We start from the raw sequence: 22,506 nt of genomic DNA, 5'->3' as shown, positions 1-22,506 counted from the left end.
AAACGCGGGACCGGCGCCGTGCCGTCTCCCCCTCCGCCCCGCCCGTCCCGCCCGACGCGCGGACGCGTCACAGCACCTGATGACCCATCAGAAAAGCGGGCGCACGCGTCCCCGTGCACCCGCGCGCCTTTCCCGTGATTTTTCTCCGGTTTTCCCGCCGCTTTACCCGGCGGGAGGCCCGCCGGGCGCCCCTCAGTTCTCCAGCGCGCTGGAACAGCGGTCCAGGTACTCCTGGAACGAGGCGATCTCCTCGGGCGTGAACAGGTCGCTCAGCCGCTGCTCCACGGCCACCGCCGCCTTGTCCGCCTTGCGCAGGCGGCTCCTGCCGAGCGCCGTCAGACGCGTCTCCAGGACGTGGTGGTGCGTCGGGTGCGGCAGCCGTTCGACGAGCCCTTCCCGCTCCATCGTGCCGAGTACCGCCGACATGGTCTGCGGTGTCACCAGGCAGCGGCGCGCGAGACCCGCGCCGGTCAGGCCGGGTTCGGTGGACAGGACCAGCAGCACGGTGTACTGCGGGACGGTCAGGCCGAACGCCTGGACGGCCGCGTGCTTGGCCGCGATCAGGTGCTGTTCCGCCCGCTTGATGTGGTGGCCGATACGGTCATCGACGGAGAGTTTCGTCACAGTGCTTCCCGCTTCACGGTAGGGCCGTTGCCTGTGATCTCGCGGAGAACCGCCCTGTCACGGGGCTCGGACAGATGCATGGCCCCAGTATGTCCGGCCCGCCGCCACGGTCGAGCCCGCCCCTCGTGCCCGCCCCCTGAGAGATCCGCTTCTTGTTCGTTATCTTATACCCATCAGGTAGCGATGAGTCAGGGTCCGGTGCGGATGAACGTGCATCCGGTACCGGAGCAGCAGAAGACCGGCGGGCCCGGGGGCCCGCCGGTCTCGGCGTGGGGGGACGGAAGCGCGTTACTTCTTCCAGAAGGCTTCCTTCTTGGCGGCGAACTTCGCGCCGGCGCTGAAACAGCCCTCGTCGTAGTAGAGGTGGCCGTGGTGGATCCCGGCGTGGATCTGGCAGGTGGCCATCCTCGCGGCGCCCTCCAGCTCCGCGGACTTCCCCGCCTGCGAGCCGTGGGCGAGGGCGCCGCCGGCGGTGCCGACGACGAAGGTGGCGGCCAGCACGCCGCTCGCGAGCGCGGTACGGATACGCATGTGTCTCCTCCTGCGGATGGGCTTTCGGCACGGGGCGCGGTACGCGCCGCCGGGCTGAGGCGATCGTTCCGCAGCGGCCCGCGGCGCCCGGCGCAGCCCCGGCGGGGTGTCACCGGCACGAGTGACCGCGATACGTGCGAACGGGCCCGCCCGCCCCCGTCAGTCCTCCGTCAGTCCTCGCGCACCAGCAGCGCCACCGGCGCGGTCGCGAACAGCTCCGCCAGCGGCACGGCCCCCGCCACGCGGCGGCCCGTCGGCAGGTCGCGCCACGTCCCCGGCGGCAGCGGCAGCGTCGTCCCGGCCCAGCCGCCCGCCGTCGCGAGCCGCGCGGACAGCCGGGTGACGGCGGTGACGACCCGTCCGGCGCGCGTGAACGCCAGGCAGTGGTCCGCCGCTTCGCCCTCGGCGGCCAGCGCCCCGTACGCGCCGCGCTCGCCGAACCAGCCGGGCTGCTCCCGGCGCAGCCGCAGCGCCAGGGCCGTCAGCCGCAGCTTCTCGTCCGCGAGCCCCAGCGCCCCGTCCCGCGGTACACGCCCGGCGTGCCCGGCGGCCTCGGTGTCGAGCGCGGCGAGCCGCGCGACGGGCAGCGCCGGGAGCCGCCGGTTGTCCGGGTCCACCAGCGCGACGTAGCGCGTCTCGCTGCCCCGGTAGACGTCGGGGACGCCCGGCATCGTCAGGTGCACGAGCGCGCCGCCCAGCACGTTGGCCCGCACCAGGGGCGCCATCGCCTCGGCGAACACGTCGAGTTCGGCGCGCGCCGCACCCTCGGGACCGGCGGCGGCGAACCGTTCCACCGCCGCCTCGTACGCCTCGTCAGGCTCCGTCCACGTCGTGCGCAGCGCCGCCTCGCGCACGGTCTTCAGCAGCGCCGCCGTGAGGCGCCCGCCGTCCGGCTCCTCCGTGCCCGCGAGCGCGTACGCCGTCTGCCAGGCCGTCCACGCCAGCTGCGGATCCGGGGCGCGCACGCCCCCGCGCGCCGTCTCCTCCGTGAGCCGCACGACGAGGCCCGCCCAGCCGTCCGGGACCTCGGAGAGCGCGGCGAGCGCCGCCCGCACGTCGCCGCTGCGCTTCGTGTCGTGCGTGGACAGCAGGGTGCCCGTCAGCGGCCAGTCGCGCTGGAGCCGCAGGCAGAAGGCGTGGAACGCGTCGGGCGTCACCGCCGGGGCGTCCGGCTCGCCCCCCACCTCGGCCGCCGACAGCAGCGGCGCGTACCGGTAACCCGCCGTGTCCTCCACCGACTTCGCCCGCAGCGCCGACGACACCTGCGCGAACCTGACGCGGAACTCGTCACCCACCGCGCCGTACCTGCCCAGCGCCAGGTCGCGCACGGTGTCCACCGCCGCCGCCTCCCCCGGCACCGCGAACGCCGCGCGCGCCCCGTCCGCCGCCGTCGCGAGCAGCGCCTCGTCCACCGGCGACGCCGGGACGCCCGCCGCGACATACGGCCGGTACACCGGCAGCCGCACCAGCACCTCCACCAGCGCCGTCCGCAGCGCCCACGGCGCGTGGTCCCGCAGCCGCAGCTCCGGCAGCTCCCCGCACACCGCCTCGGCCGCCCGCGCCAGGCGGCCCGTCTCGGCGGCCAGTTCGTGCGTGATCATCCGGTACGCGGCGCGCCGCACCGTCGGCCCCCATTCGCCGCCCTGGTCGGGCGGGGCGCCGGTGAACGTCCGGTAGCTGTCCGCGAGCCGCTCCGCGCCGTCCCCGTCGGTGAAGACGGCGTCCACGTACCGCCGCGCGTCGTACCCGGTCGTCCCCGCGATCGGCCACGCCGCGGGCAGCCGCTCCCCGGCGCCGAGGATCTTCTCCGCCACGATCCACGCGCCGCCCGTGCGCTCGTGCAGCAGCCGCAGGTAGCCGCCCGGGTCGGCGAGCCCGTCCGGATGGTCCACGCGCAGCCCGTCCACCAGGCCCTCGTCCACCAGCCGCAGGACCGTCGCGTGCGTCTCCTCGAAGACGGCCGGGTCCTCCACGCGCACCGCGATCAGCTCGGAGATCGAGAAGAAGCGGCGGTAGTTCAGCTCGGTGCGCGCCAGCCGCCACCACGCGAGCCGGTAGTGCTGGGCATCCAGCAGCTCCGGCAGGGGCAGGTCCTCGCTGCCGGGCCGCAGCGGGAAGCGGTGGTCGTAGTAGCGCAGCGTCCCGTCCTCGACGGCCAGCGCGTCCAGCTCGCCGCCCAGCGGCCCGCCGAGCACCGGCAGCAGGACGCGCCCGCCGCCCGCCGCCCAGTCGATGTCGAACCAGTGCGCGTACCGCGCCCCGGGCCCGTGCCGCAGGACGTCCCACAGCGGCTCGTTGAGATCCGCCGCGGCCGGGACCGCCATGTGGTTGGGCACGATGTCGAGGACCAGCCCGAGGCCGTGCCGCCGCGCCGTCGCCGCGAGCGCGCGCAGTCCCTCCTCGCCGCCCAGTTCGGCCCGCACGCGCCGGTGGTCGGTCACGTCGTAGCCGTGCCCCGAGCCCGGCACCGCCTCCAGGACGGGCGACAGGTGCAGGTGCGAGACGCCGAGGGAGGCCGCGTACGGCACGATCTGCTCGGCCGCGGCGAACGGGAAGTCGGTCTGGAGCTGCACCCGGTACGTGGCCGTGGGGGGCCGGCGCGGTGTCATGAAGTGCCTCTGCCCACGGCGCCGCCGGCGCAAGCGCGGGTGATCGCCCGGTCGGCTGCGGCGCCGCCGCGCGCCGCAGTAGGCTTCCTTGATCCATCAGCGGGGCGGAAGGCGGTGCAGGCGGTGAGCTCTTCGGGGCTGGAACTGCCCTCGGGGAACGGGGAGGAGACCGCCGAGGCACACCCGGGAGCGGTCCCCGTGCCCCGCCCGGTCGAGATCGGGGCCGACCTCGACTGGACGGCGGAGGACTGGTCCGAGGTGCGCACCCGCGTGGAGCGCGCCGGACGCGCGTACGTCTGGCTCAACCTCGTCGAGCAGCGGCTGCGGTCCGTCGTGGCCGCCGTCCTGCGGCCGGTGTACGAGCCGGTGCACGGCGAGGAGTGGGAGGTCGCCGCCGCCGGGCCGACCGGCCAGGAGTGGGTGCAGCGCGCGGCGGCGCTGCGCGAGGTCAGCCGCCGCAAGGGACATCTGCTCGATCCTGCCGATGACACGGTGCTCGCCTTCCTGACGCTCCCTCAGCTGCGTGAACTCATGGTGCAGCACTGGCCCTGCTTCGCGCCGTATTTGGACAACCGCCGCGAGCTGGAGCTGACGCTCGACGAGCTGGAGGTCGCCCGCAGCGCCGTGAGCCGCAACCGGGGGATGAGCCGCGCCGTCCTCGACCAGGCCGAGCGCGGCTGCGCCCGGCTGCTGCGGCTGCTCGACTCCGGCGTCCCCGCCCCGGCCGGACGGCTTCCGGCGGACGCGGTGGAGCGGCTCGTCGGCGAGCGGTTCACGGACGTGGCGGGCGTGCACCCGGACCGGGTGCGGCTCCAGCGGCAGCTCCCGGCGGAGGACCTCTTCGGCGGCGCGCGGCGGCTGGACGCGGTGGGCATAGGCCTCGGCCTGCTGGTGCAGAACTACCCGGGGCGCCGCCTGGTCAGGCTGGCCGAGTCGGGCTGCCGGGTGCGGCTGCTGTTCCTCAACCCGGCGGGCGGCGCGATGCGGCGCCGCGAGCGCGAGCTGGGGCTGAAGCGGGGCGAGCTGGGGCGCTCGGTGGAGACGAGCATCCTGCACGTACGCCGGGTGCGCGCCCGCGTGCGCGACCCCGAGGCGTTCGAGATCCGCGTCTCGGACGACACGCCGCGCTTCAGCGCGTACTTCGTGGACGCCGACGGGCCCGGGGGAGTGGCGGTCGTGCAGTCGTACCTGCGGCGCAGCCGGGGCATGGAGACCCCGGCGCTCGTCCTGCGGCGCGCGGGGCGCGAGGTGATAAGGCGCGACGACCCGGCGGCGGACGGCGAACTGACGCTGTTCGAGACGTACCGGGAGGAGTTCGAGTGGACGTGGGAGGACTCCCGGCCCGTCTCGTGACGCGGCGGGCGCGGCTCAGTCGTCCGCAAGCCGCGCGTGCAGCTCGACGTCGTGGCGGACGTCCCCGTACCGCAGCTTGCCGCGCTGGACGCCCTCGGGGACGAAACCGGCGGCGCGCGCGACGCGGCACGACGCCGGGTTGTCGATCCGGTGCCCCAGCTCCAGGCGGTACAGGCCGAGGTCCCCGAGGCACCAGCCGGCCAGCGCCCGCAGCGCCGAGCCCGCCACGCCCCGGCCCCGGGCGGCGGGGACCGTCCAGTAGGAGATCCAGCCCGAGTCGTGCGTGCGGTTGACGGAGCCGACCGCCGCGCAGCCCACCAGCGCGCCCCGGTCGGTGACGGCCCAGGAGTAGGCGAGCCCGGCGGCCCGTTCGGCGTCGCGCCTGGCCAGCCAGTGCGCGGCGGCCGCGTCGTCCACGGTGCCGCCCTCCGGCAGGGGCTCGCCGAACTGCCGGTGCATGAGGGGCGCGGCGAACGCCTCGCGCACCGCGTCGCGGTCGTCCGCGGTCCACAGGCGCAGGAGCAGGCCGGTGTCCGTGGTGAGGGGGGCGAGGGCGGTGTCCGTGCGCGGGGTGGCGGGCCTGGCGGGGGAACCGGTCCGTTCCGCTCCCTGTTCGATCATAAAAGAACCCTAGTGCTCGGAATCGGGCGGCCGACAGCGGGATTCTGCCGACGGCAGTACGCGCTTCCCGTCCGCCGCGCGCCCGGCCCATGGTGGGGGGATGAGACTGCTGATACTGGGCGGCACCGCCTTCGCCGGACGCGCCCTCGCCGAGGAGGCCGTCGCGCGCGGCTGGACCGTGGACGCCTTCCACCGGGGCACGCACGCCCCGCCCCCCGGCGTGACCTCGCTCCACGGCGACCGGACGGGCGGCGGCCCGCCCGCACCGGAGAAGGGGGAGTGGGACCTCGTGGTGGACACCTGGTCCGGCGCGCCCACCGCCGTCCGCGACGCCGCCCGCTCGCTCGCCGGACGCGCCGGGCACTGCACGTACGTCTCCAGCAGGTCCGTGTACGCCTGGCCCCCGGCGGCCGGGCTGGACGAGGACGGCCCGGTCGTGGACGGCTCGCCCGACGCGGCGGCCACCGACTACGCGGCGGACAAGCGCGGCGGGGAGCTGGCGGCCGTCGCGGCCTTCGGCGACCGGGCGCTCCTGGTCCGCTGCGGACTGCTGCTCGGCCCGTACGAGAACGTCGGGCGGCTGCCGTGGTGGCTCACCCGCATCGCGCGCGGCGGGCCGGTCCCGGCGCCGGGCCCGCGCGACCTGCCGCTCCAGTACCTGGACGTCCGCGACCTCGCGCGCTGGACACTCGACGCCGCCGCGCGCGGCCTCTCGGGCCCCTACAACGTGGTGAGTCCGCCGGGGCACACCACCATGGGCGAGCTGCTCGACACCTGCGTCCGCGTCACCGGCGCCGACGCCGAACTGCGCTGGGTCACCCCGGAGGCCGTCGCGGCGGCCGGGGTCGAGCCGTGGACAGAGCTGCCCGTCTGGCTGCCGCCCGGCGAGATGCACGACGCGCTGCACCGGTCGGACACCGGCAGGGCCGTCGCGACCGGGCTGCGCTGCCGCCCGGTCGGCGAGACCGTCGCCGACACCTGGACGTGGATGCGCGGCCTCGACGGAATGCCCGCCCGCGACCCGGCGCGCCCGCCCGTCGGCCTCACGCCGGAGGCCGACGCGGCGCTGCTGGCGGCGGCGGCGACCGCTACGGAGGGGTGACGGGCAGGCCCGCGCGGCGCCACGCCTGGAAGCCGCCGTCGAGGTCCGTCGCGCGGGACAGCCCGATCGCCCGCAGCGACGCGGCGGCCAGCGACGACGCGTACCCCTCGTCGCAGAACACGATCCACCGCACGCCGGGCCCCGTCGCCTCCGGCACGGACGCGCCGCTCGACGGGTCGAGGCGCCACTCCAGGTGGTTGCGCTCGATGATCAGCGCGCCCGGGACCGTCCCGCTCGCCGCACGCTGGAACTCCGGGCGCGTGTCGACCAGGACGGCGCCCTCCGCGACGGCGGCCCGCGCCTCGTGGGGACCGAGCCGGTCCAGGGGCGCGCGCTGCGCGTCGAGGTACGCGTCGATGCCGGGCTCGTGCGTCGCCATCAGTCGTCCACCGCCTCGGTGCGCAGCAGCTGGAGGGCGCCGTCCCAGGCGAAGTACGACTGGACGGTGAGCGCCGGGCCGTAGGCGTGGACGCTGATGGCCGGGACGTCCCCGGTGTTGGTGACCTGGTGGACGTAGGTCGGGCCGAACGAGCGCAGCCCGCCCGCCTCCAGCGTGCGCGTGATCGGCTCGTCGGCCCCGAACGACCGCTCGGTCAGCGCGCCCTGCACGACGGTGAACGCGCCGGACGAGCCGCCGTGGTTGTGGATCTCGGTGCCCTGCCCCGGCAGCCAGGTCAGCAGCCAGACCTCGAAGTCGTCGGTGCGTTCGAGACGCCGGTACCAGCGGCGGTCGGGGGTGAAGCGGGCGGCGGGCTGCCACAGGTCGGTCCGGGCGGCGAACTCCCGGGCGGTGGCGGTCAGCTGGGCGGGGGTGAGCGCGGCAGGCGTGGGCGCGGACATGATGCCTCGTTCTGGGTGTGTCGGGACTGCGGGGGGCGGGGGAGGGCCATGACGGCATGCCGCGCCCACGGCGGAGATCCGGGCGCGACCGTGTGCCTCAGCGAAGGCCGGGGCAGAGGTCGCGACGACACAGCGCGCTGGCGACACGGACGAGGTCCACGTGCCACCTGGAGTGCAGGCGCTTGCTGGTCGGCATGGCGCAAAGATCTACCGCCTTTCCGGTGGCCGGTCAAGCGGTGTCCACGTGCTGAATGCGCGGGACTTCCAGGGCGGGTGGAAAGGTGGGAAAGCGGCATGAATCCCCGTGCACGCGCCGCCACGGGACGGAAACGTCCGGTATCCGAGACGATCCGCCCACGCCTTGACGGTCAACTGAACTGCTGGCATTCTCGGTTAACGTGAGTCAAGCTGACGTTCTCGTGGCGCGGCTGCACGTCGATCTCCGGCGGCAGGCCAGCGCGATCTGTGCCGCCGGTCGCTGAACCGAGCCCGGCCCCTCCGGCGTTCCCGACGCCCGCGCACTGACTCCCTCTCCGTCCTCTCCGGACCCCTTCCGCAATTCCGGCACTGCCCGGCGTGGTGTTTTCCGCGCCCGGAAAGCGCTTTTCGCGGACGGTTCTCCCGGGGCGGCGCTTTCTCCGGGACAGGTCACCGCGGGCCGGGCGTTCCGGCCGAGAGGACGCCGGCCGGGAATTCGGCTTCCGCACGCCCGTGAAAGGCAGCGGCACGACCGGTGACGGGCGGGGCCGCGCACCGGCAAGCAGTTTGATTCGACCAGAGGAAGAGAGCCGATCATGCGGCACCTCACCGCCCTGCCCGACCTCACCACCGTTCCCGACCTGACCGCGCTCTCCGACGTGACCGTCACCGTCCTCCCGCAGAACCCCGCGCTGACGGTCGGCGGCGACACCACCGTCCCGCTGGTCGGCTACCTGGTGCTCGCCCCGGCCGGCACGGCGCCCGACCGGCTCGGCGAGCTGTTCGCCGCGTCCGTCCCCACGGCGACGACCGCCCCGGCGGCCGTCCCCCAGCGCACCGGCGGCATCGCGGTCGACGCGGACGAGCGGACCGTCACCGTGGACGGACGCCATGTCCCGCTCACCTACCTGGAGTTCGAGCTGCTGGCGCACCTGGTGAAGCACCCGCACCGCGTGTACAGCCGCGAGCAGCTCGTCGCGATGATCTGGGGCTACGGCCCGGTCGGCGACCAGCGCACCGTGGACGTCCACATCGCGCGCCTGCGCCGCAAGCTCGGGACCGCCTACCGGGACCGCATCGTGACGGTGCGGCGCGTGGGCTACAAGTACGTGCCCGCCGCCTGATCCGGCGCGCACCCGCCAAGCCGCACCGGCGGCGTTCCGTCCCCCACCGCCCTGGGGAACGGGGCGCCGCCGGTGCTTCGTCCGGATGCTCCGCTCAGGGGCCGGTGGCCGTCAGCCGCCACGGCTCCGCCGCCGGGAGGGGCGCCACCAGCAGGCACGTCCCGTCGTCGAAGCGGACCTCAAGGCCGCCGTCCTCCCCGACGGCGGCGCCGCTCACCGTCTTGGCGAACAGGTCGAGGACCGGCGCGAGCGGCAGCCTGCTGCCCGGGACGAGCACCTGCCGCCCGCCGCCCGGGTCGCGGATCACGAACTCGGCGGCGATCGCCAGTTCCCCGTCGAGGCGGACGCCGCCCCGCGCGTCGTGCGCGGTCAGCGCGAGGCGCACCCGCTCACCCACGGCGATCCGCGAGACATGGGCGCCGACCAGCGCCGCGGGCTCGTTCACGACACCGACACCTCCGACCGGGACCCGCGCACGCGGTACGCGGCCGGTTCGGGGCGCGGCGCGGTGCGACGGCGTTGCTGATCACCATCGATACCACCGCCACCCCCCGCCTGTCAGCCGCGCGGACCCGCCCGGTCAGGGAACGAGCCCGCCGCCCGGCAGCGGGAGCTGCCCGAAGTCCCCTCCCATGCCGTCCACATCCACGACCGTCCCCGGGGCGGGGCGTGTGACCTCCACCGGCCGGTCGAAGCCGTCCCACTCCATGGCCATCTCCATCGTCCCCGTGGGTATCTCCAGGTCGATACCGGCTTCGAGGGGAAGGTCGGTGCCGTCACCGGCGACGAGGAGGGTGACATGCGCCTCCATGCCGTCCTGGCTCAGGTCCCAGGAGACCTCGACGGGTCCTCCCTCGGTGGGCGGAGGCGTGACGGTGACCGGCGCGCCTTCGGGGGACCACGCGTCGAGCGGCGGATACGGCTCGGTCCTGCACAGTTCCGTCAGGGGCTCCAACTGGCCGTTCGGCGCCCCGTGGAGCCACTTGCCGGCCAGTTCCGGCGGACCGCCCGTCTGGCTCCATGAGCCTGCGTCCATCCGCGCCCACACCTCCAACTGCGTGCGCAGCACCTCCACGACCCGGTCCCCGGTGTTCGTGAAGTGGGCGACGCACGAGCCGTCCTGGGAGACGTACAGGCTCAGTGTCGAGGCGTCCGGCATTCCCGCCACGCCGGTGCGGAGGTCCAGGTGCGCCGAGGTGACCGCCTCGGTGGCGGCGCGCGTCCGCGCCAGGATCTCCTCGCCGTCCGTGAGTTCGCCGAGCGGCACGTCGGGCGTCGGCGCGGCGGCGGGCGCCGGGGGCGGTGTCGTCCGATCGGGCGTGGCCTCGGCGGACGCGGACGCGTCGTCGTCACTGCCGCCGCACGCGGTGACGACGGTGGCGGCCAGGAGGACGGCCAGGGCGGCCGTCAGGTGTCGGGGTAACACGGAACCTCCGGTGTGGGAACGCAGGAAAGAACACATTCTCCACACGCGGTCCGCACGCCGATCACCCGGGCTGCCCGGCGTGGGCGGTGGGGACCAGGCCGTCGCCGAAGGCAGGGAGCTTCCCCAACTCGTCCTCCAGGGAGTCGAGTTCCACGACCGAGCCGGGATCGGGCGGAGTGATCCCGAGGTGCAGCATCGCGCCGGGGGACGGCACTTCACCTCTCGTCTCGCACCTCGCGTGTCCACGCGCTGGTTGTGTCACAGGCGAACACCCATGAGACACCGTGGAACGCACGCGACACGACGGTGCGTTCCGGCGGGTCCAGGCCTGAGCAGTGCTCAGACGCCGAAGAGCAGAGACGGCAGCGCCTGGTCGATCCAGTCCCAGAAGGGCTCGCCGGGCCGCTCCGAGGTGCCGTCGATGCCTGACGACGCGACCCGGGGGACACCGTCGGAGTCGCGGTCATCCATGTCGAGGAAATAGGCCTCAGCCGCGGAGTGGCACGTGCAGAACCGAACCCAGCGGTCGAACTCGCCGTTCACCGCGCGGACGAAGTCCTCGTCCGGTTCGTAATCGGCGGGGTCCTCCCCTTCGTAGTCCGCGAGGGTCGTGGCGCCGAGCGTCGTGGTGAAGAGGTCCAGGCGCAGGTCGAAGTCGTACGACGTGAGGGAGGCGTGGACCGCGGCAAGGTCACGGACACCGCCGGGGAGCGGCCCATCCATCAGGGGGACGACGTCAGTCCGGCCGAGGCGGGTCGGGGCCGTTCCCCACAGCACGGCCAGGGAGTCCCACTCGGTATACGGAGCCAAGTCCTTCAGGTCGCGCGGCAACTCCCCTTCACGATCGGCGAGGTGCAGGTACCCGAGCAGGTACCTGCCCTCCATCGCGACGAGCGCCAGGCCCACCACTTCCGCGCGCAGCGCCGTGAGGAAGCCCGGGCAGTTCCCGGCGACCGGTGCCCACACGTCTTCCAAGGCCTCGGCGAGGCCCGCGCCGGCCGGTATGCGCCAGGGAGAGTCAGCCGCGAACGGGACGCCGCCGTCGCCGCCCAGCAGCACAAGCCCCCGGAGTTCGGCCGTCTTCGCCGTCTCAAGGCTCCCCGACCACTCGTTCCCCAGCAGTGCGAGCCGGGTATCGCGCCGCAGCAACTGCTCGACGCCGACGCGGTCGCCGTCGGTCAGTACTGTCCGCCACGCGTGGTCGGTCTCCTCGGTGTCCATGATCGCCACCCTAACGGCCGACGCGGACGCCGCATCTCCGGTACGGTCCCGGCCGCAGGGTGACCCTTGTCGATCACCCACGGCACGCGTGCCAGGGCCTCCTCGGCGTCCGTCGTTTCGGCCAGGAAGACATCGCCAGTGGGCGCCCGAGGCGGGGAACGCACGGGCTGACGACCATGGCCGCCGCCGCACGCGGTGAGTGTGCCGACGGTCACGACGACGGCCGCGGAGGCCGTCAGACCTCCGGTGCAAGGAGGAAGAGCAACCTCCAACTCCCCAATGCCGCAGTGAATTCCGGGCACACATCACCCGTCATGCATGCCCTCCTCCAGCGGGCGGCGACAGTCCGCGCCAGTTCCGGCGCGGCGCCCAGCATTCTCGCGCGCGGCCCGCGCCGCCGGTCAGCCGGGCTCGTCTGTGTATGCGGCGGGGATGATGCCCTCGCCGAAGGAGGGAAGGTCCCCCAACTCCTCTGCCAGATCGTCAAATTCCACGACCGAGCCGGGATCGGGCGGCGTGACCTCCACCGGCTCGTCGAACTCACTCCACGATCCGAGGTACCTGATCGTGCCCACGGACGGCAGTTCCCCGCTCGTCTCGTATCCCACGAGGCGGTCGCTGCCATCCGTGGTGATCCGGGCGACGGACAGGGTCTCCACGCCCTCCTCGATATGCCTCCAGGAGATCTCGACGTGCCCGACGCCGTCAAGGGGAGTCATGGTCAAGGCCGTCGCGTTCTCGGGCAGTACGGTGACCGATCCGGCGGCGTCCGTGTCGCACAGCTCCACGAGCGGCGGTTCCTGACCGCCTTCGCCCGACGAATGGAACCACTTCCCGACCAGGGACGGAGGAGCCCCCATCTCGTCCAGCGTGCCGGCGTCCACCCGGAACCAGGACTCATCCCGTTCACGGAGCACTTCGATGACCTGGGTCGGACCCCTTCTGAAATGGACGTCACATGACCCGTCCTGGTCGTTCCGGAGGTCCACGGTCATGCTCGCCGGCGCACCGTCCAGGCTGACCTCCACCTCTTGGTGTACGGACGTGAGCGCCTCTGCGACCCGGTTCGCGCGTGCCAGGACCTCCTCGGCGTCCGCCGCTCCGGTCAGGGGGACGTCGCCTGCGGGTGACCTGCTCTCGGGGCGTTCCGAGGCGGGGAACAGCACGGACTGGTGACCGTGGCCGCTGCCGCACGCGGTGAGCGTGCCGACGGCCACGACGACGGCCATGGCGGCCGTCAGGTGTCGGGGAGACAAGGTGGACCTCCGGTGTAAGGAGGGAAAAGAATCTCCCAACTCCCTTACGCCGCAGTGAACTCCGGGCGTACATCACCCTTCGTGCACGCCGTCCTCCAGCGGGCGACGACGGTCCGCGCCAGTTCCGGTGCCGCGCCGAGCACCGGCGCGACCACGTCGGCCCCGGCCTCGCGCGCGCCCGCCAGGATGCGGTCAGGGAGGCGGCCCGGGGCGATCACGTACGGCGCCACCGCCACCCGCCGTACGCCGGACGCGCGCAGCAGCCGTACGGCCTCGGCGGTCGTCGGCCCCGCCGTCGCCGCGTAGGCGGGCAGTACCTCCGCCCAGCCCGACGCGCGCCGCCACCGCCCGGCCAGCCGGGCGAACGCCGCCGCCGTACCGGGGTCGGAGGAGCCCGCCGACGCCAGGACGACCCCCGTGTCCGCACGCCCCTCCGGGCCCGCGCCCGCCTCGGCGAGCCGCCGGTCCAGCGCGGACAGCAGCAGCGGGTCGGGCCCGAGGACGTCCGCCTGCCGGACGGTGAGGCCCGGCAGGCGGTCCGTCACCGCGCCGAGGACGGCGGGGATGTCGGTCCGCGCGTGGAAGGCCCGGCGCAGCAGCAGCGGGACGGCCACGATGTCGCGCTCGCCGTCCGCGTACAGCCGGGCCAGCACGTCCTCGACGCGCGGCGCCGTGAAGTCGAGGAAGCCGGTGGCGACGCGCAGGCCCGGCGCGAGGAGCCGCACCCGCGCGGTGAGCGCGGTGACGGTCTCCCCGTGCCGGGCGTCGCGGCTGCCGTGCGCGACGACGAGCAGCGTCACGCCGACCTGACCAGCAGGCCCCGCCCGCGCAGCACGCGCCGCTCCAGCGGGGAGAAGATGAGCAGGTCGATGGCGACGCCGACGATCAGGATGAGGATGATCGTCGCGAGGACGCCCGACATGTTCTGCAGCGTGCGGTAGTTCTCCATCAGCTGGCCGAGGCCGGTGCCCAGGTCGGGGGAGTGCACGATGAGTTCGGCCGCCATCAGCGAACGCCAGGAGAACGCCCAGCCCTGCTTGAGCCCGGCCAGATAGCCCGGCAGGGCGGCGGGCAGCAGGATGTGCCGGACGCTGGTCAGGCCGCGCGCGCCGAGCATGCGGCCCGCGCGCAGGTACAGCGGCGGGATCTGGTCCACGCCCGCCACGATGCCGTTCGCGATCGACGGCACCGCGCCGAGCAGCACCACCGCGTAGATGGTGGAGTTGGTCAGGCCGAACCAGATGATCGCGGCCGGTACCCAGGCGATCGACGGCAGCGACTGGAGGCCGGTGAGGATCGGGCCGATCGCCGCCCGCACCAGCCGCACCCGCGCGACCAGCAGGCCGAGCGGCGTGCCGACGGCCACCGCGACGAGGAAGCCGAGGATGCCGCGCGACGTGCTGGTCCAGATGTATTCGAGGAGCGTCCCCTCGCGCCACATCTCGTTGACCTCGCCCCACACGTCCGCCGGGCCCGGCAGGAGGTAGTGCGGCTGGACCTCGGCGACGTAGACGAGCTGCCAGACGAGCAGGACGAGCGCGATCGCGACCAGCGGCGGCAGGACCTTGCCGCCGAGCACCCGCCAGACGCGGCCGGGTTCGCGCTCGGGCGCGGTGGGCGTCTCCAGCGCGTCGAGCCCCGCCTCAAGTCCCGCGAGGTCGTGGGACGCGGGCGCGGGCGCGGGGGTGGTGGTGTCACTGCTGGCCATGGCGGCGGATCTCCTCCCGGAGCCGTTCGGTGATGGCGACCGAGAGCGCCGACACGTCGGCGTCCTCGATGCGGCGCGGCTGGTCGATGGCGACCTGCCACTCGTGGACGACGCGGCCGGGCCGCGACGACAGCAGGATGACGCGCTGCGCGAGCCGTACGGCCTCCCGCACGTTGTGCGTCACGAAGAGCACGGAGACGCCCGTCTCGCTCCAGATGCGGGTCAGCTCCTCGTGCAGCACGTCCCGCGTGATGGCGTCGAGCGCGGCGAACGGCTCGTCCATCAGCAGGAGTTGGCTGTCCTGCGCCAGCGCGCGCGCCAGGGCCACGCGCTGGCGCATGCCGCCGGACAGTTCGTGCACCCGCTTGTCGTACGCGCCCTGGAGCCGTACGAGTTCGAGCAGCCGCTCGGCCTCGGGGCGGCGCTCCGCCTTGGGCAGGCCGCGCAGGCGCAGGGCCAGTTCGATGTTCCGCCCGGCCGTCAGCCAGGGGAACAGGGCGTGCTCCTGGAACATCAGGGCCGGGCGCCCGCCGGGGACCGTGATGGTCCCGGCGGACGCCGCGTCGAGGCCCGCGACCAGGTTGAGCAGCGTGGACTTGCCGCAGCCCGAGGCACCGATGAGGGTGACGAACTCGCCGGGGGCGACGTCCAGCGTGATGTCGTCCAGGACCAGCTGCTGACGGCCGGGACGGCCGAAGGACTTCGAGACGTGGTCCAGCCGTACGGCGGACGCGGGCGCGGCGGTACCGCCACCGCCGTCCGGCGTGTCGAGGGCGAGGGCCATCGGTGTCACCTCCACAGGTGGGCTACGGGTGCGGGAAGCCTCGGCGGGTCAGTCCTCGACGCCGAGACCGGCGTCGTCCACCTCGGGCAGGCCCTCGTCGGCCAGCACGCTGTTCAGGATCGACAGGTCGTAGATGCCGCCCAGGTCCGTCTCCTCAAGCAGCCCCGCGTTCACCGCGTTGTCCGCGCCGGTCTTCAGCGTGGCGGCCAGCGGGTCGTTCAGGAACTCGACGTGGTCGAAGGCCGGGTCGAGGACCTCGGCGGGCAGCTCGCTGCCGCCGGGCAGGGCGGCGAGGGCGGTGTTGAAGGCCGTCTTGGCCTCGTCCGGGTTCTCGTTGATCCAGGCGTTGGTGCCGACGACGCCGCGCACGATCGCCTCGACCACGTCGGGGTGCTCCTCCAGGAAGTCCTGGGAGGCGATGACGTGGGTGACGACGTACTGCCCGCCGTCCCACAGGTCGCCCTCGTCGAGGAGCGTCTCCGCGCCGCGGCTGACGAGGTTGGCCGCCGTGGGCTCGGGGACCCAGGCGCCGTCGATGTCGCCGCCGTCGAACGCGGCGGGGATCTCGGCGTTCGCGATGCGCAGCACCGAGACGTCGCCCTCGCCGGACTCGGGGTCGACCTCGTAGCCCTCCTGGGCCAGGTAGTTGAGGAGCGCGACGTCCTGGGTGTTGCCGAGCTGCGGCGTCGCGATGCGGGCGCCCGCGAGGTCGTCCAGGCTCTGGACGGTGTCCGGGTTCACCACCAGGGAGGCGCCGCCGGAGGCCGCCCCGGCGACGATGCGCAGGCTCTGGCCGCCGGACTGGGCCCAGCCGTTGATGGCCGGGTTCGGGCCGATGAAGGTGACGTCCACCTCGCCGGCGTTCAGCGCCTCGATGGCGGACGGGCCCGCGTTGAAGATCTGCGTGCCGACCTCGGTGCCGCCCAGCTCCTGGCGGATGAGGCCGTCGCCCTCCTGGAGGCCGACGACGGCGGTGGCGTGCGTGATGTTGGCGAAGTAGCCGATCGTCACCTCGTCCGCCGACAGGGCGGGGCCCTCGGCGCTCTCGCTGCTGGACGGGGCGTCGTCGCCGTCGTCCTCGGCGTCGGAGCCGTAGCCGCAGGCGGCGAGCGCCAGCAGCGGGACGGCGAGGGCGGCCGAGAACAGGCGGCGGGCGGGTCTGGACAGGCGTGCGCGCGTGGCGGTCACGGTGAAGGGTCCTCTCGGAGAACGGGGAACGTGCGTCGGAGTGCGTGCGTCGGACAGGGGGCGAGGGCGCTGAGGGGAGCGGGGAGTACCCCGGTCACCTCAGCGCGCACATCGCCCGATGCCGCCCTGGCCGCTGCCGAGCGCTCCGCTGCCTATGCGCCCGCCTTCCTTCGCGAACGTCGAGAAGGCGTCCCCCGCCAGCCCGGTCATGTCAGAAGGCCCACCCGTCCTGGTCGCCGTCCGCCGCCACCGGGGCGGACGCGGCCGTACCGCCGGCGAAGGCCTCGCCGGACATCCCGGCGGTCAGCGTAGCGCCGTCCGCCGGGTCGATCAGGAGAAACGAACCGGTCGAGCGCGACGCGGCGTACGCGTCCAGCGCCAGCGGCTCGGCGGTGCGGATCACGACGCGGCCGATGTCGTTCGCGGACAGCGCGCCCGGGTCCGCGTGCTGGGACAGGTCGTCCAGCGTCAGGCGCGACGGGATCTCCTTCACGATCGCCTTCACCGTGCGCGTCGCGTGCTTCAGCAGCACCCGCGCGCCCGGCACCAGCGGGCGGTCGTGGAGGTGGCAGACGGTCGCGGTGACGTCCTGGCTCGGCGTGACGGCGCCCGCCGCCGGGGCGAGCAGGTCCCCGCGCGAGATGTCCAGGTCGTCGGCGAGCGTCAGCGTCACCGACTGCGGCGCCCAGGCGACGTCCACGGACTGGCCGAGCGCGTCGATCCGCTCGATCGTGCTCGTCAGCCCGGACGGCTGGACGACCACGCGCTCGCCGACGCGCAGCACGCCCGAGGCGATCTGCCCCGCGTAGCCCCGGAAGTCGGGGTGCTCGGCGGTCTGCGGGCGGATGACGTACTGCACGGGGAAGCGCGCCGGGTCGCCCGAGGGGTCCCGCGTCACCGGGACGGTCTCCAGGTGTTCGAGGACGGTCGGGCCGCCGTACCAGTCCATCGTCGCGGAGGGCGTCACCACGTTGTCCCCGGCGAGGGCCGAGATCGGGATGGCCGTCACCTCCGGGATGCCGAGGGACGCGGCGTACGCGCCGAACTCCCCGGCGATGTCCGCGAAGACGCGCTCGGCGTAGCCCGCGAGGTCCATCTTGTTGACGGCCAGCACGACGTGCGGCACGCGCAGCAGCGCGGCGACGGCCGCGTGCCTGCGGGTCTGCTCGACCACGCCGTTGCGCGCGTCCACGAGGATGATGGCCAGCTCGGCGGTGGACGCGCCGGTGACCATGTTGCGCGTGTACTGCACGTGGCCCGGCGTGTCGGCCAGGATGAAGCGGCGCCGCGGCGTCGCGAAGTAGCGGTAGGCCACGTCGATCGTGATGCCCTGCTCGCGCTCGGCGCGCAGGCCGTCGGTCAGCAGCGCGAGGTCCACGGAGTCGGCGCCCCGGTTGCGGGACGCCAGCTCGACGGCCTCCAGCTGGTCCGCGAGCACGGACTTGGAGTCGTGCAGCAGCCGCCCGACGAGCGTGGACTTGCCGTCGTCCACCGAGCCGGCGGTGGCGAAGCGCAGCAGGGACGTGGCGTCCAGGCCGATGGCGGCGCCGGTCGTCTCACCGGTCATGGTCAGAAGTACCCCTCGCGCTTGCGGTCCTCCATGGCGGCCTCCGACAGCTTGTCGTCGGCCCGGGTCGCCCCGCGCTCGGTCAGGCGCGAGGCGGCGATCTCGGCGATGATCTGCTCGATCGTCGCCGCGTCCGACTCCACGGCACCGGTGCAGGACATGTCGCCCACGGTGCGGTAGCGGACGGTGCGGCGCGCCAGCGTCTCGCCGTCGCCGGGACCGCCCCAGCCGCCGGGGGCCAGCCACATGCCGGAGCGGGCGAAGACGTCGCGTTCGTGCGCGTAGTAGATCTCGGGGATCTCGATCTTCTCGCGCGCGATGTACTGCCAGACGTCCAGCTCGGTCCAGTTGGACAGCGGGAAGACGCGGACGTGCTCGCCGGGCGCGTGGCGGCCGTTGTAGAGCTGCCACAGCTCGGGGCGCTGGCGGCGCGGGTCCCAGCCGCCGAACTCGTCGCGCAGCGAGAACACCCGCTCCTTCGCGCGCGCCTTCTCCTCGTCGCGCCGCCCGCCGCCGAACACGGCGTCGAAACGGTTCTGTTCGATCGCGTCGAGCAGCGGCACGGTCTGCAGCGGGTTGCGCGTCCCGTCGGGGCGCTCGCGCAGCCGCCCGCTGTCGATGAAGTCCTGCACGAGCGCGACGTGCAGCCGCAGCCCGTGCTGCGCCACGACGCGGTCGCGGTAGGCCATGACCTCGGGGAAGTTGTGCCCGGTGTCCACGTGCAGCAGCGCGAACGGCAGCGGCGCGGGCGCGAACGCCTTCAGCGCCAGGTGCAGCATGACGATCGAGTCCTTGCCGCCGGAGAAGAGGATCACCGGCCGCTCGAACTCGCCCGCCACCTCGCGGAAGATGTGGACGGCCTCGGACTCCAGCACGTCCAGGTGCGGCAGCGCGTACGGGCCGCCGCCGTTGCCGTTGTCAGCAGCCGGCGTCACGCTGCTCTCCTTCCTCGGTCGTCCGTCCTCCAGGGGCAGCGTGCCGCTCACAGCAGCCCCCGGGAGGCGAGCAGGGCGTACAGCGCGTCGGCGGACTCGTCCACGGTCCTGCCGTCCGTCTCCAGGCGCAGGTCGGGGTCCGCGGGCGGCTCGTACGGGTCGTCCACGCCGGTGAGGCCGGTCAGTTCGCCGGCGGCCTGGCGCGCGTACAGGCCCTTCACGTCCCGCCGCGAGCAGACCTCGACGGGCGTCGCGACGTGCACCTCGACATAGCCGGTGCCCTCGGCCTGGTGGCGCTTGCGGACGGCCTCGCGGCTGTCGGCGTACGGCGCGATGACCGGCACGAGCGTCAGCACGCCGTGCGACGACAGCAGTTCGGCGACGAAGCCGATCCGCTGCACGTTGACGTGCCGGTCCTCGCGCGTGAAGCCGAGGCCCGCGGAGAGGAACTCGCGGATCTCGTCGCCGTCCAGCACCTCGACGCGCCGCCCCGCGGCCGTCAGGCGCGCGGCCAGCGCGCGGGCGACGGTGGTCTTGCCCGCGCTGGGCAGACCGGTGAGCCAGATGGTGGCGCCCTGGGCGTTCTCGCTCATCTCCCGCTTCCTCGCTGTCGGTTGGTGGTCGGTCGGGTGGGTCTCATCCGTGCAGTCCGCACTCGGTCTTCGCCAGGCCCGCCCAGCGGCCGGCCCGCGCGTCCTCCCCGGCGAGCGTGCGCCGGGTGCAGGGGGCGCAGCCCACGGAGGTGTAGCCGTCCTGGAGCAGGGGGTTGGTGAGGACGCCGTGTTCGGCCACATAGGCGTCGACGTCCTCCTCCGTCCACCGGGCTATCGGGGCAATCTTCACCTTTCCGCGGCGTTCGTCCCAGCTCACCACGGGCGTGTCGGCCCGGGAGGGGGACTCGTCGCGGCGCAGACCGGTCGCCCACGCGTCGTAGCCGGCCAGTCCTTCGGCGAGCGGCCGCACCTTGCGGAGCGCGCAGCACAGGTCGGGGTCGCGGTCGTGCAGCTTCGGGCCGTACTCGGCGTCCTGCTCGGCGACGGACTGGCGCGGCGTCAGCGAGATGACGTTGACGTCCATCACGGCCGCCACCGCGTCGCGCGTGCCGATGGTCTCGGGGAAGTGGTAGCCCGTGTCGAGGAAGACGACGTCGATGCCGGGGCGCGCGCGGGCCGCCAGGTGGGCGACGACGGCGTCCGCCATCGACGCGGTGACGCACAGGCGCGGGCCGAACGTCCCGGCCGCCCAGCGCAGGATGTCGAGCGCGGGGGCGTCCTCCAGGTCGTGCCCGGCGCGTTCGGCGAGCAGCCGCAGCTCGTCCGCGTGGCGCGGCTGCCCGGCGGTGGCGATGCTCATCGTGTCCGTCTCCTCGGCTCGGCTCGGCTGGATGGCTGGGGGTGGCGGCGCGGGTCAGCCCGTCGTGCCGTCGCCGTCGCCCTCGGTCCTGCGCAGGCCCTTCGCCAGGAGGCCGAGGAACGACAGGCGGAACGCGCGGTTGCAGGCCGCGCACTCCCACGCGCCGTGCCCCTCCTCGCTGGGGCGCAGGTCCTCGTCGCCGCAGTAGGGGCAGTAGAACGGGGCCGCACGCTCGCTCACGCCAGTGCCCCCTCGTCGGCGCGGGTGACCCAGGTGGCGAACCGCTCGCCGGGCTCGCGGTCGGCCAGGTAGGCGCGCAGGACGCGCTCCACGTAGTCGGCGAGGCCCTCGGACGTCACCTTGAGGCCGCGCACCTTGCGGCCGAAGCCCGGGTCGAGGCCGAGCGAGCCGCCCAGGTGCACCTGGAAGCCCTCCACCTGGCGGCCCTCGTCGTCCAGGACCAGCTGCCCCTTGAGACCGATGTCCGCGATCTGGATACGGGCGCAGGAGTTGGGGCAGCCGTTGACGTTGATCGTCAGCGGCTCGTCGAAGCCGGGGAGCCTGCGCTCCATCTCCTCGATGAGCCAGGCGGCCCGCGCCTTGGTCTCGACGATCGCCAGCTTGCAGAACTCGATGCCGGTGCAGGCCATCGTGCCGCGCCGGAAGACCGAGGGCTCCGTCGTCAGGCCGAGCGCCGCCAGGCCCTCGGCGAGCGAGGCGGTCCGCTCCTCGGGCACGTCGAGGATCAGCATCTTCTGCTGCACGGTGGTGCGCACGCGCCCCGAGCCGTGCGCCTCGGCGAGTTCGGCGATCTTGGCGAGCGTCCCGCCGTCCACGCGGCCGACGACCGGGGCGAAGCCGACGTAGTACCGCCCGTCGTTCTGCCGGTGGACGCCGACGTGGTCGCGCCAGGCGTGGACGGGCTGCTCGGGCGCCGGGCCGTCGATCATGCGGCGCAGCAGGTACTCCTTCTCCAGCACCTCGCGGAACTTCTCCGCGCCCCAGTCGGCGAGCAGGAACTTGATGCGCGCCCGCGTCCGCAGCCTGCGGTAGCCGTAGTCGCGGAAGAGGCCGATGATGCCCTCGTGGACGTCGGCCACCTCGTCCAGCGGCACCCAGGCGCCGAGCCGTTCGCCGATGCGCGGGTTGGTGGACAGGCCGCCGCCGACCCACACGTCGAAGCCGGGGCCGTGCTCCGGGTGGTCCACGCCGACGAACGCGACATCGTTGATCTCGTGCGCCACGTCGAGCAGCGGCGAGCCCGAGACGGCCGTCTTGAACTTCCGCGGCAGGTTGGAGTACGCCTTGTTGCCGACCACGCGGCGCAGGATCGCGTCGATCGCGGGCGTCCCGTCGATGATCTCGTCGGCGGCGATCCCGGCCACGGGCGAGCCGACGATCACGCGCGGGGTGTCGCCGCACGCCTCGGTGGTGGACAGGCCCACGCCTTCGAGGCGCCGCCAGATCTCCGGCATGTCCTCGATGCGGATCCAGTGGTACTGGATGTTCTGCCGGTCGGTGATGTCGGCGGTGCCGCGCGCGAACTCCTGCGAGATCTCCCCGATCACGCGCAACTGCTCGGTCGTGAGCCGCCCGCCGTCGATCCGGACGCGGAGCATGAAGTACTCGTCGTCCAGCTCCTCCGGCTCCAGGATGGCCGTCTTGCCGCCGTCGATCCCGGGGCGGCGCTGGGTGTACAGGCCCCACCAGCGCATGCGGCCGCGCAGGTCGTTGGGGTCGATCGCGTCGAATCCCCGCTGCGCGTAGACCGTCTCGATGCGCGTGCGGACGTTCAGGCCGTCGTCGTCCTTCTTGAACTGCTCGTTCCCGTTGAGCGGCGTGAGGTGGCCCGCCGCCCACTGGCCCTCGCCGCGGTGGCGGCCGGCCTTGCGGCGGGTCGGGGCGGTGGGCTTCTTCGCGCTGTCGGACATGTCGCGTCGTTGTCTTTCTGCAGGCAGCAGGGCGGCTCCGGCCCGAGGCGGCCCGCGGCTGTGCGGGCACCGGGACAGAGTCGTGGCGGTGCGGGGAACGGAGGTCCGGGGAGGAGCGTGGGCAGGGAACCGGGA

At 73.8% G+C, this 22,506-nt stretch carries 26 protein-coding genes; 4 read left to right on the top strand and 22 right to left on the bottom strand.

Going from position 1 to position 22,506, the window contains the following annotated elements; all coding sequences use genetic code 11:
• Positions 1-192: 192 nt before the first annotated feature.
• The 3 genes from ACIBPC_RS16545 to treY form a co-directional block, all read right to left on the bottom strand.
• Positions 193-624, bottom strand: coding sequence for a MarR family transcriptional regulator (locus ACIBPC_RS16545; RefSeq protein ID WP_362965911.1), 432 nt, complete (start codon positions 622-624; stop codon positions 193-195).
• 288 nt (positions 625-912) lie between these two features.
• Entirely contained in the window at positions 913-1,155 is a 243-nt protein-coding gene (locus ACIBPC_RS16540) for a hypothetical protein (protein ID WP_362965913.1), read from the bottom strand.
• Positions 1,156-1,325: 170 nt separating this feature from the next.
• Positions 1,326-3,764, bottom strand: coding sequence for a malto-oligosyltrehalose synthase (gene treY / locus ACIBPC_RS16535; RefSeq protein ID WP_398845069.1), 2,439 nt, complete (start codon positions 3,762-3,764; stop codon positions 1,326-1,328).
• 123 nt (positions 3,765-3,887) lie between these two features.
• On the opposite strand from treY, the gene ACIBPC_RS16530 reads away from it, so the two are divergent.
• Positions 3,888-5,117: an SAV2148 family HEPN domain-containing protein gene (locus ACIBPC_RS16530; protein WP_362965917.1), complete on the top strand. Its 1,230-nt coding sequence runs from the start codon at positions 3,888-3,890 to the stop codon at positions 5,115-5,117.
• A gap of 15 nt (positions 5,118-5,132) precedes the next feature.
• On the opposite strand, the gene ACIBPC_RS16525 is transcribed toward ACIBPC_RS16530, so the two are convergent.
• Positions 5,133-5,738 carry a GNAT family protein gene (locus ACIBPC_RS16525; RefSeq protein WP_362965919.1) on the bottom strand — a complete coding sequence of 202 codons (606 nt, stop codon included), beginning with the start codon at positions 5,736-5,738 and terminating at the stop codon, positions 5,133-5,135.
• A 100-nt stretch (positions 5,739-5,838) separates the two neighbouring features.
• Between ACIBPC_RS16525 and ACIBPC_RS16520 the strand changes: the two genes are divergently transcribed.
• Entirely contained in the window at positions 5,839-6,840 is a 1,002-nt protein-coding gene (locus ACIBPC_RS16520; protein WP_398845065.1) for an NAD-dependent epimerase/dehydratase family protein, read from the top strand.
• On the opposite strand, the gene ACIBPC_RS16515 is transcribed toward ACIBPC_RS16520, so the two are convergent.
• The 3 genes from ACIBPC_RS16515 to ACIBPC_RS16505 form a co-directional block, all read right to left on the bottom strand.
• A complete protein-coding gene (locus ACIBPC_RS16515; protein WP_362965923.1) occupies positions 6,827-7,219 on the bottom strand; it encodes a rhodanese-like domain-containing protein in 393 nt (130 codons plus the stop codon). The two genes, ACIBPC_RS16520 and ACIBPC_RS16515, sit on opposite strands and share 14 nt — an antisense overlap.
• A complete protein-coding gene (locus ACIBPC_RS16510; RefSeq protein ID WP_398845063.1) occupies positions 7,219-7,680 on the bottom strand; it encodes a cysteine dioxygenase in 462 nt (153 codons plus the stop codon). Before ACIBPC_RS16510 ends, ACIBPC_RS16515 begins: the two co-directional genes overlap by 1 nt.
• 97 nt (positions 7,681-7,777) lie before the next feature.
• Positions 7,778-7,876 carry a putative leader peptide gene (locus tag ACIBPC_RS16505; protein WP_362965927.1) on the bottom strand — a complete coding sequence of 33 codons (99 nt, stop codon included), beginning with the start codon at positions 7,874-7,876 and terminating at the stop codon, positions 7,778-7,780.
• A gap of 202 nt (positions 7,877-8,078) precedes the next feature.
• On the opposite strand from ACIBPC_RS16505, the gene ACIBPC_RS16500 reads away from it, so the two are divergent.
• Both ACIBPC_RS16500 and ACIBPC_RS16495 read left to right on the top strand, forming a co-directional pair.
• On the top strand, positions 8,079-8,162 hold the full coding sequence (locus ACIBPC_RS16500; protein WP_362965969.1) for a putative leader peptide: 84 nt from the start codon (positions 8,079-8,081) through the stop codon (positions 8,160-8,162).
• A 312-nt stretch (positions 8,163-8,474) separates the two neighbouring features.
• The gene (locus tag ACIBPC_RS16495; RefSeq protein WP_362965929.1) at positions 8,475-9,002 is read left to right on the top strand and encodes a winged helix-turn-helix domain-containing protein; all 528 of its coding nucleotides are present in this window, start codon (positions 8,475-8,477) and stop codon (positions 9,000-9,002) included.
• Positions 9,003-9,096: 94 nt separating this feature from the next.
• Here the strand turns inward: ACIBPC_RS16495 and ACIBPC_RS16490 are convergent, their stop codons facing one another.
• From ACIBPC_RS16490 to ACIBPC_RS16420, 15 genes are all read right to left on the bottom strand, one after another.
• Positions 9,097-9,447: a DUF6188 family protein gene (locus tag ACIBPC_RS16490; RefSeq protein WP_362965931.1), complete on the bottom strand. Its 351-nt coding sequence runs from the start codon at positions 9,445-9,447 to the stop codon at positions 9,097-9,099.
• 135 nt (positions 9,448-9,582) lie between these two features.
• On the bottom strand, positions 9,583-10,428 hold the full coding sequence (locus ACIBPC_RS16485; protein ID WP_398845059.1) for a hypothetical protein: 846 nt from the start codon (positions 10,426-10,428) through the stop codon (positions 9,583-9,585).
• A gap of 61 nt (positions 10,429-10,489) precedes the next feature.
• Positions 10,490-10,642: a hypothetical protein gene (locus tag ACIBPC_RS16480; RefSeq protein WP_398845057.1), complete on the bottom strand. Its 153-nt coding sequence runs from the start codon at positions 10,640-10,642 to the stop codon at positions 10,490-10,492.
• A gap of 125 nt (positions 10,643-10,767) precedes the next feature.
• On the bottom strand, positions 10,768-11,649 hold the full coding sequence (locus ACIBPC_RS16475) for a hypothetical protein (RefSeq protein ID WP_398845054.1): 882 nt from the start codon (positions 11,647-11,649) through the stop codon (positions 10,768-10,770).
• 401 nt (positions 11,650-12,050) lie between these two features.
• Complete coding sequence (locus ACIBPC_RS16470; protein WP_398845051.1) at positions 12,051-12,878, bottom strand: hypothetical protein; 828 nt, start codon at positions 12,876-12,878, stop codon at positions 12,051-12,053.
• A 71-nt stretch (positions 12,879-12,949) separates the two neighbouring features.
• Positions 12,950-13,705, bottom strand: a complete 756-nt coding sequence (locus ACIBPC_RS16465) for a sirohydrochlorin chelatase (RefSeq protein WP_362965937.1) — start codon at positions 13,703-13,705, stop codon at positions 12,950-12,952.
• Entirely contained in the window at positions 13,702-14,613 is a 912-nt protein-coding gene (locus ACIBPC_RS16460; protein ID WP_362965939.1) for an ABC transporter permease, read from the bottom strand. Before ACIBPC_RS16460 ends, ACIBPC_RS16465 begins: the two co-directional genes overlap by 4 nt.
• Positions 14,600-15,397, bottom strand: a complete 798-nt coding sequence (locus ACIBPC_RS16455; RefSeq protein ID WP_362965941.1) for an ABC transporter ATP-binding protein — start codon at positions 15,395-15,397, stop codon at positions 14,600-14,602. The genes ACIBPC_RS16460 and ACIBPC_RS16455 overlap by 14 nt, the downstream gene beginning before the upstream one ends.
• A 48-nt stretch (positions 15,398-15,445) precedes the next feature.
• Complete coding sequence (locus ACIBPC_RS16450) at positions 15,446-16,585, bottom strand: ABC transporter substrate-binding protein (protein ID WP_398845048.1); 1,140 nt, start codon at positions 16,583-16,585, stop codon at positions 15,446-15,448.
• A gap of 211 nt (positions 16,586-16,796) precedes the next feature.
• Positions 16,797-18,152, bottom strand: a complete 1,356-nt coding sequence (locus ACIBPC_RS16445) for a sulfate adenylyltransferase subunit 1 (RefSeq protein WP_398845046.1) — start codon at positions 18,150-18,152, stop codon at positions 16,797-16,799.
• 2 nt (positions 18,153-18,154) lie between these two features.
• Positions 18,155-19,087 carry a sulfate adenylyltransferase subunit CysD gene (gene cysD / locus ACIBPC_RS16440; RefSeq protein WP_398845043.1) on the bottom strand — a complete coding sequence of 311 codons (933 nt, stop codon included), beginning with the start codon at positions 19,085-19,087 and terminating at the stop codon, positions 18,155-18,157.
• A 47-nt stretch (positions 19,088-19,134) separates the two neighbouring features.
• Complete coding sequence (gene cysC / locus ACIBPC_RS16435; protein WP_398845041.1) at positions 19,135-19,680, bottom strand: adenylyl-sulfate kinase; 546 nt, start codon at positions 19,678-19,680, stop codon at positions 19,135-19,137.
• A gap of 43 nt (positions 19,681-19,723) precedes the next feature.
• On the bottom strand, positions 19,724-20,440 hold the full coding sequence (locus ACIBPC_RS16430; protein ID WP_362965951.1) for a phosphoadenylyl-sulfate reductase: 717 nt from the start codon (positions 20,438-20,440) through the stop codon (positions 19,724-19,726).
• 54 nt (positions 20,441-20,494) lie between these two features.
• On the bottom strand, positions 20,495-20,680 hold the full coding sequence (locus tag ACIBPC_RS16425; RefSeq protein WP_362965953.1) for a hypothetical protein: 186 nt from the start codon (positions 20,678-20,680) through the stop codon (positions 20,495-20,497).
• A complete protein-coding gene (locus ACIBPC_RS16420) occupies positions 20,677-22,371 on the bottom strand; it encodes a nitrite/sulfite reductase (RefSeq protein WP_398845039.1) in 1,695 nt (564 codons plus the stop codon). The genes ACIBPC_RS16425 and ACIBPC_RS16420 overlap by 4 nt, the downstream gene beginning before the upstream one ends.
• Positions 22,372-22,506 lie beyond the last annotated feature (135 nt).

Origin of the sequence: Streptomyces sp. NPDC049879, from assembly GCF_044461265.1 — a bacterium.
In the GTDB taxonomy this organism is placed as follows: Bacteria; Actinomycetota; Actinomycetes; order Streptomycetales; family Streptomycetaceae; genus Streptomyces.
Note: the sequence above shows the minus strand (reverse complement) of the source record. Positions and strands in the feature narration are given on the sequence as shown.

What these genes read in the sequence shown, in the direction of transcription:
- ACIBPC_RS16540 (WP_362965913.1), bottom strand. Translation starts at nt 1,155, where the DNA reads ATGCGTATCCGTACCGCGCTCGCGAGCGGCGTGCTGGCCGCCACCTTC.
- treY (WP_398845069.1), bottom strand. Translation starts at nt 3,764, where the DNA reads ATGACACCGCGCCGGCCCCCCACGGCCACGTACCGGGTGCAGCTCCAG.
- ACIBPC_RS16525 (WP_362965919.1), bottom strand. Translation starts at nt 5,738, where the DNA reads ATGATCGAACAGGGAGCGGAACGGACCGGTTCCCCCGCCAGGCCCGCC.
- ACIBPC_RS16520 (WP_398845065.1), top strand. Translation starts at nt 5,839, where the DNA reads ATGAGACTGCTGATACTGGGCGGCACCGCCTTCGCCGGACGCGCCCTC.
- ACIBPC_RS16515 (WP_362965923.1), bottom strand. Translation starts at nt 7,219, where the DNA reads ATGGCGACGCACGAGCCCGGCATCGACGCGTACCTCGACGCGCAGCGC.
- ACIBPC_RS16510 (WP_398845063.1), bottom strand. Translation starts at nt 7,680, where the DNA reads ATGTCCGCGCCCACGCCTGCCGCGCTCACCCCCGCCCAGCTGACCGCC.
- ACIBPC_RS16505 (WP_362965927.1), bottom strand. Translation starts at nt 7,876, where the DNA reads ATGCCGACCAGCAAGCGCCTGCACTCCAGGTGGCACGTGGACCTCGTC.
- ACIBPC_RS16495 (WP_362965929.1), top strand. Translation starts at nt 8,475, where the DNA reads ATGCGGCACCTCACCGCCCTGCCCGACCTCACCACCGTTCCCGACCTG.
- ACIBPC_RS16475 (WP_398845054.1), bottom strand. Translation starts at nt 11,649, where the DNA reads ATGGACACCGAGGAGACCGACCACGCGTGGCGGACAGTACTGACCGAC.
- ACIBPC_RS16470 (WP_398845051.1), bottom strand. Translation starts at nt 12,878, where the DNA reads ATGGCCGTCGTCGTGGCCGTCGGCACGCTCACCGCGTGCGGCAGCGGC.
- ACIBPC_RS16460 (WP_362965939.1), bottom strand. Translation starts at nt 14,613, where the DNA reads ATGGCCAGCAGTGACACCACCACCCCCGCGCCCGCGCCCGCGTCCCAC.
- ACIBPC_RS16455 (WP_362965941.1), bottom strand. Translation starts at nt 15,397, where the DNA reads ATGGCCCTCGCCCTCGACACGCCGGACGGCGGTGGCGGTACCGCCGCG.
- ACIBPC_RS16445 (WP_398845046.1), bottom strand. Translation starts at nt 18,152, where the DNA reads ATGACCGGTGAGACGACCGGCGCCGCCATCGGCCTGGACGCCACGTCC.
- cysC (WP_398845041.1), bottom strand. Translation starts at nt 19,680, where the DNA reads ATGAGCGAGAACGCCCAGGGCGCCACCATCTGGCTCACCGGTCTGCCC.
- ACIBPC_RS16430 (WP_362965951.1), bottom strand. Translation starts at nt 20,440, where the DNA reads ATGAGCATCGCCACCGCCGGGCAGCCGCGCCACGCGGACGAGCTGCGG.
- ACIBPC_RS16420 (WP_398845039.1), bottom strand. Translation starts at nt 22,371, where the DNA reads ATGTCCGACAGCGCGAAGAAGCCCACCGCCCCGACCCGCCGCAAGGCC.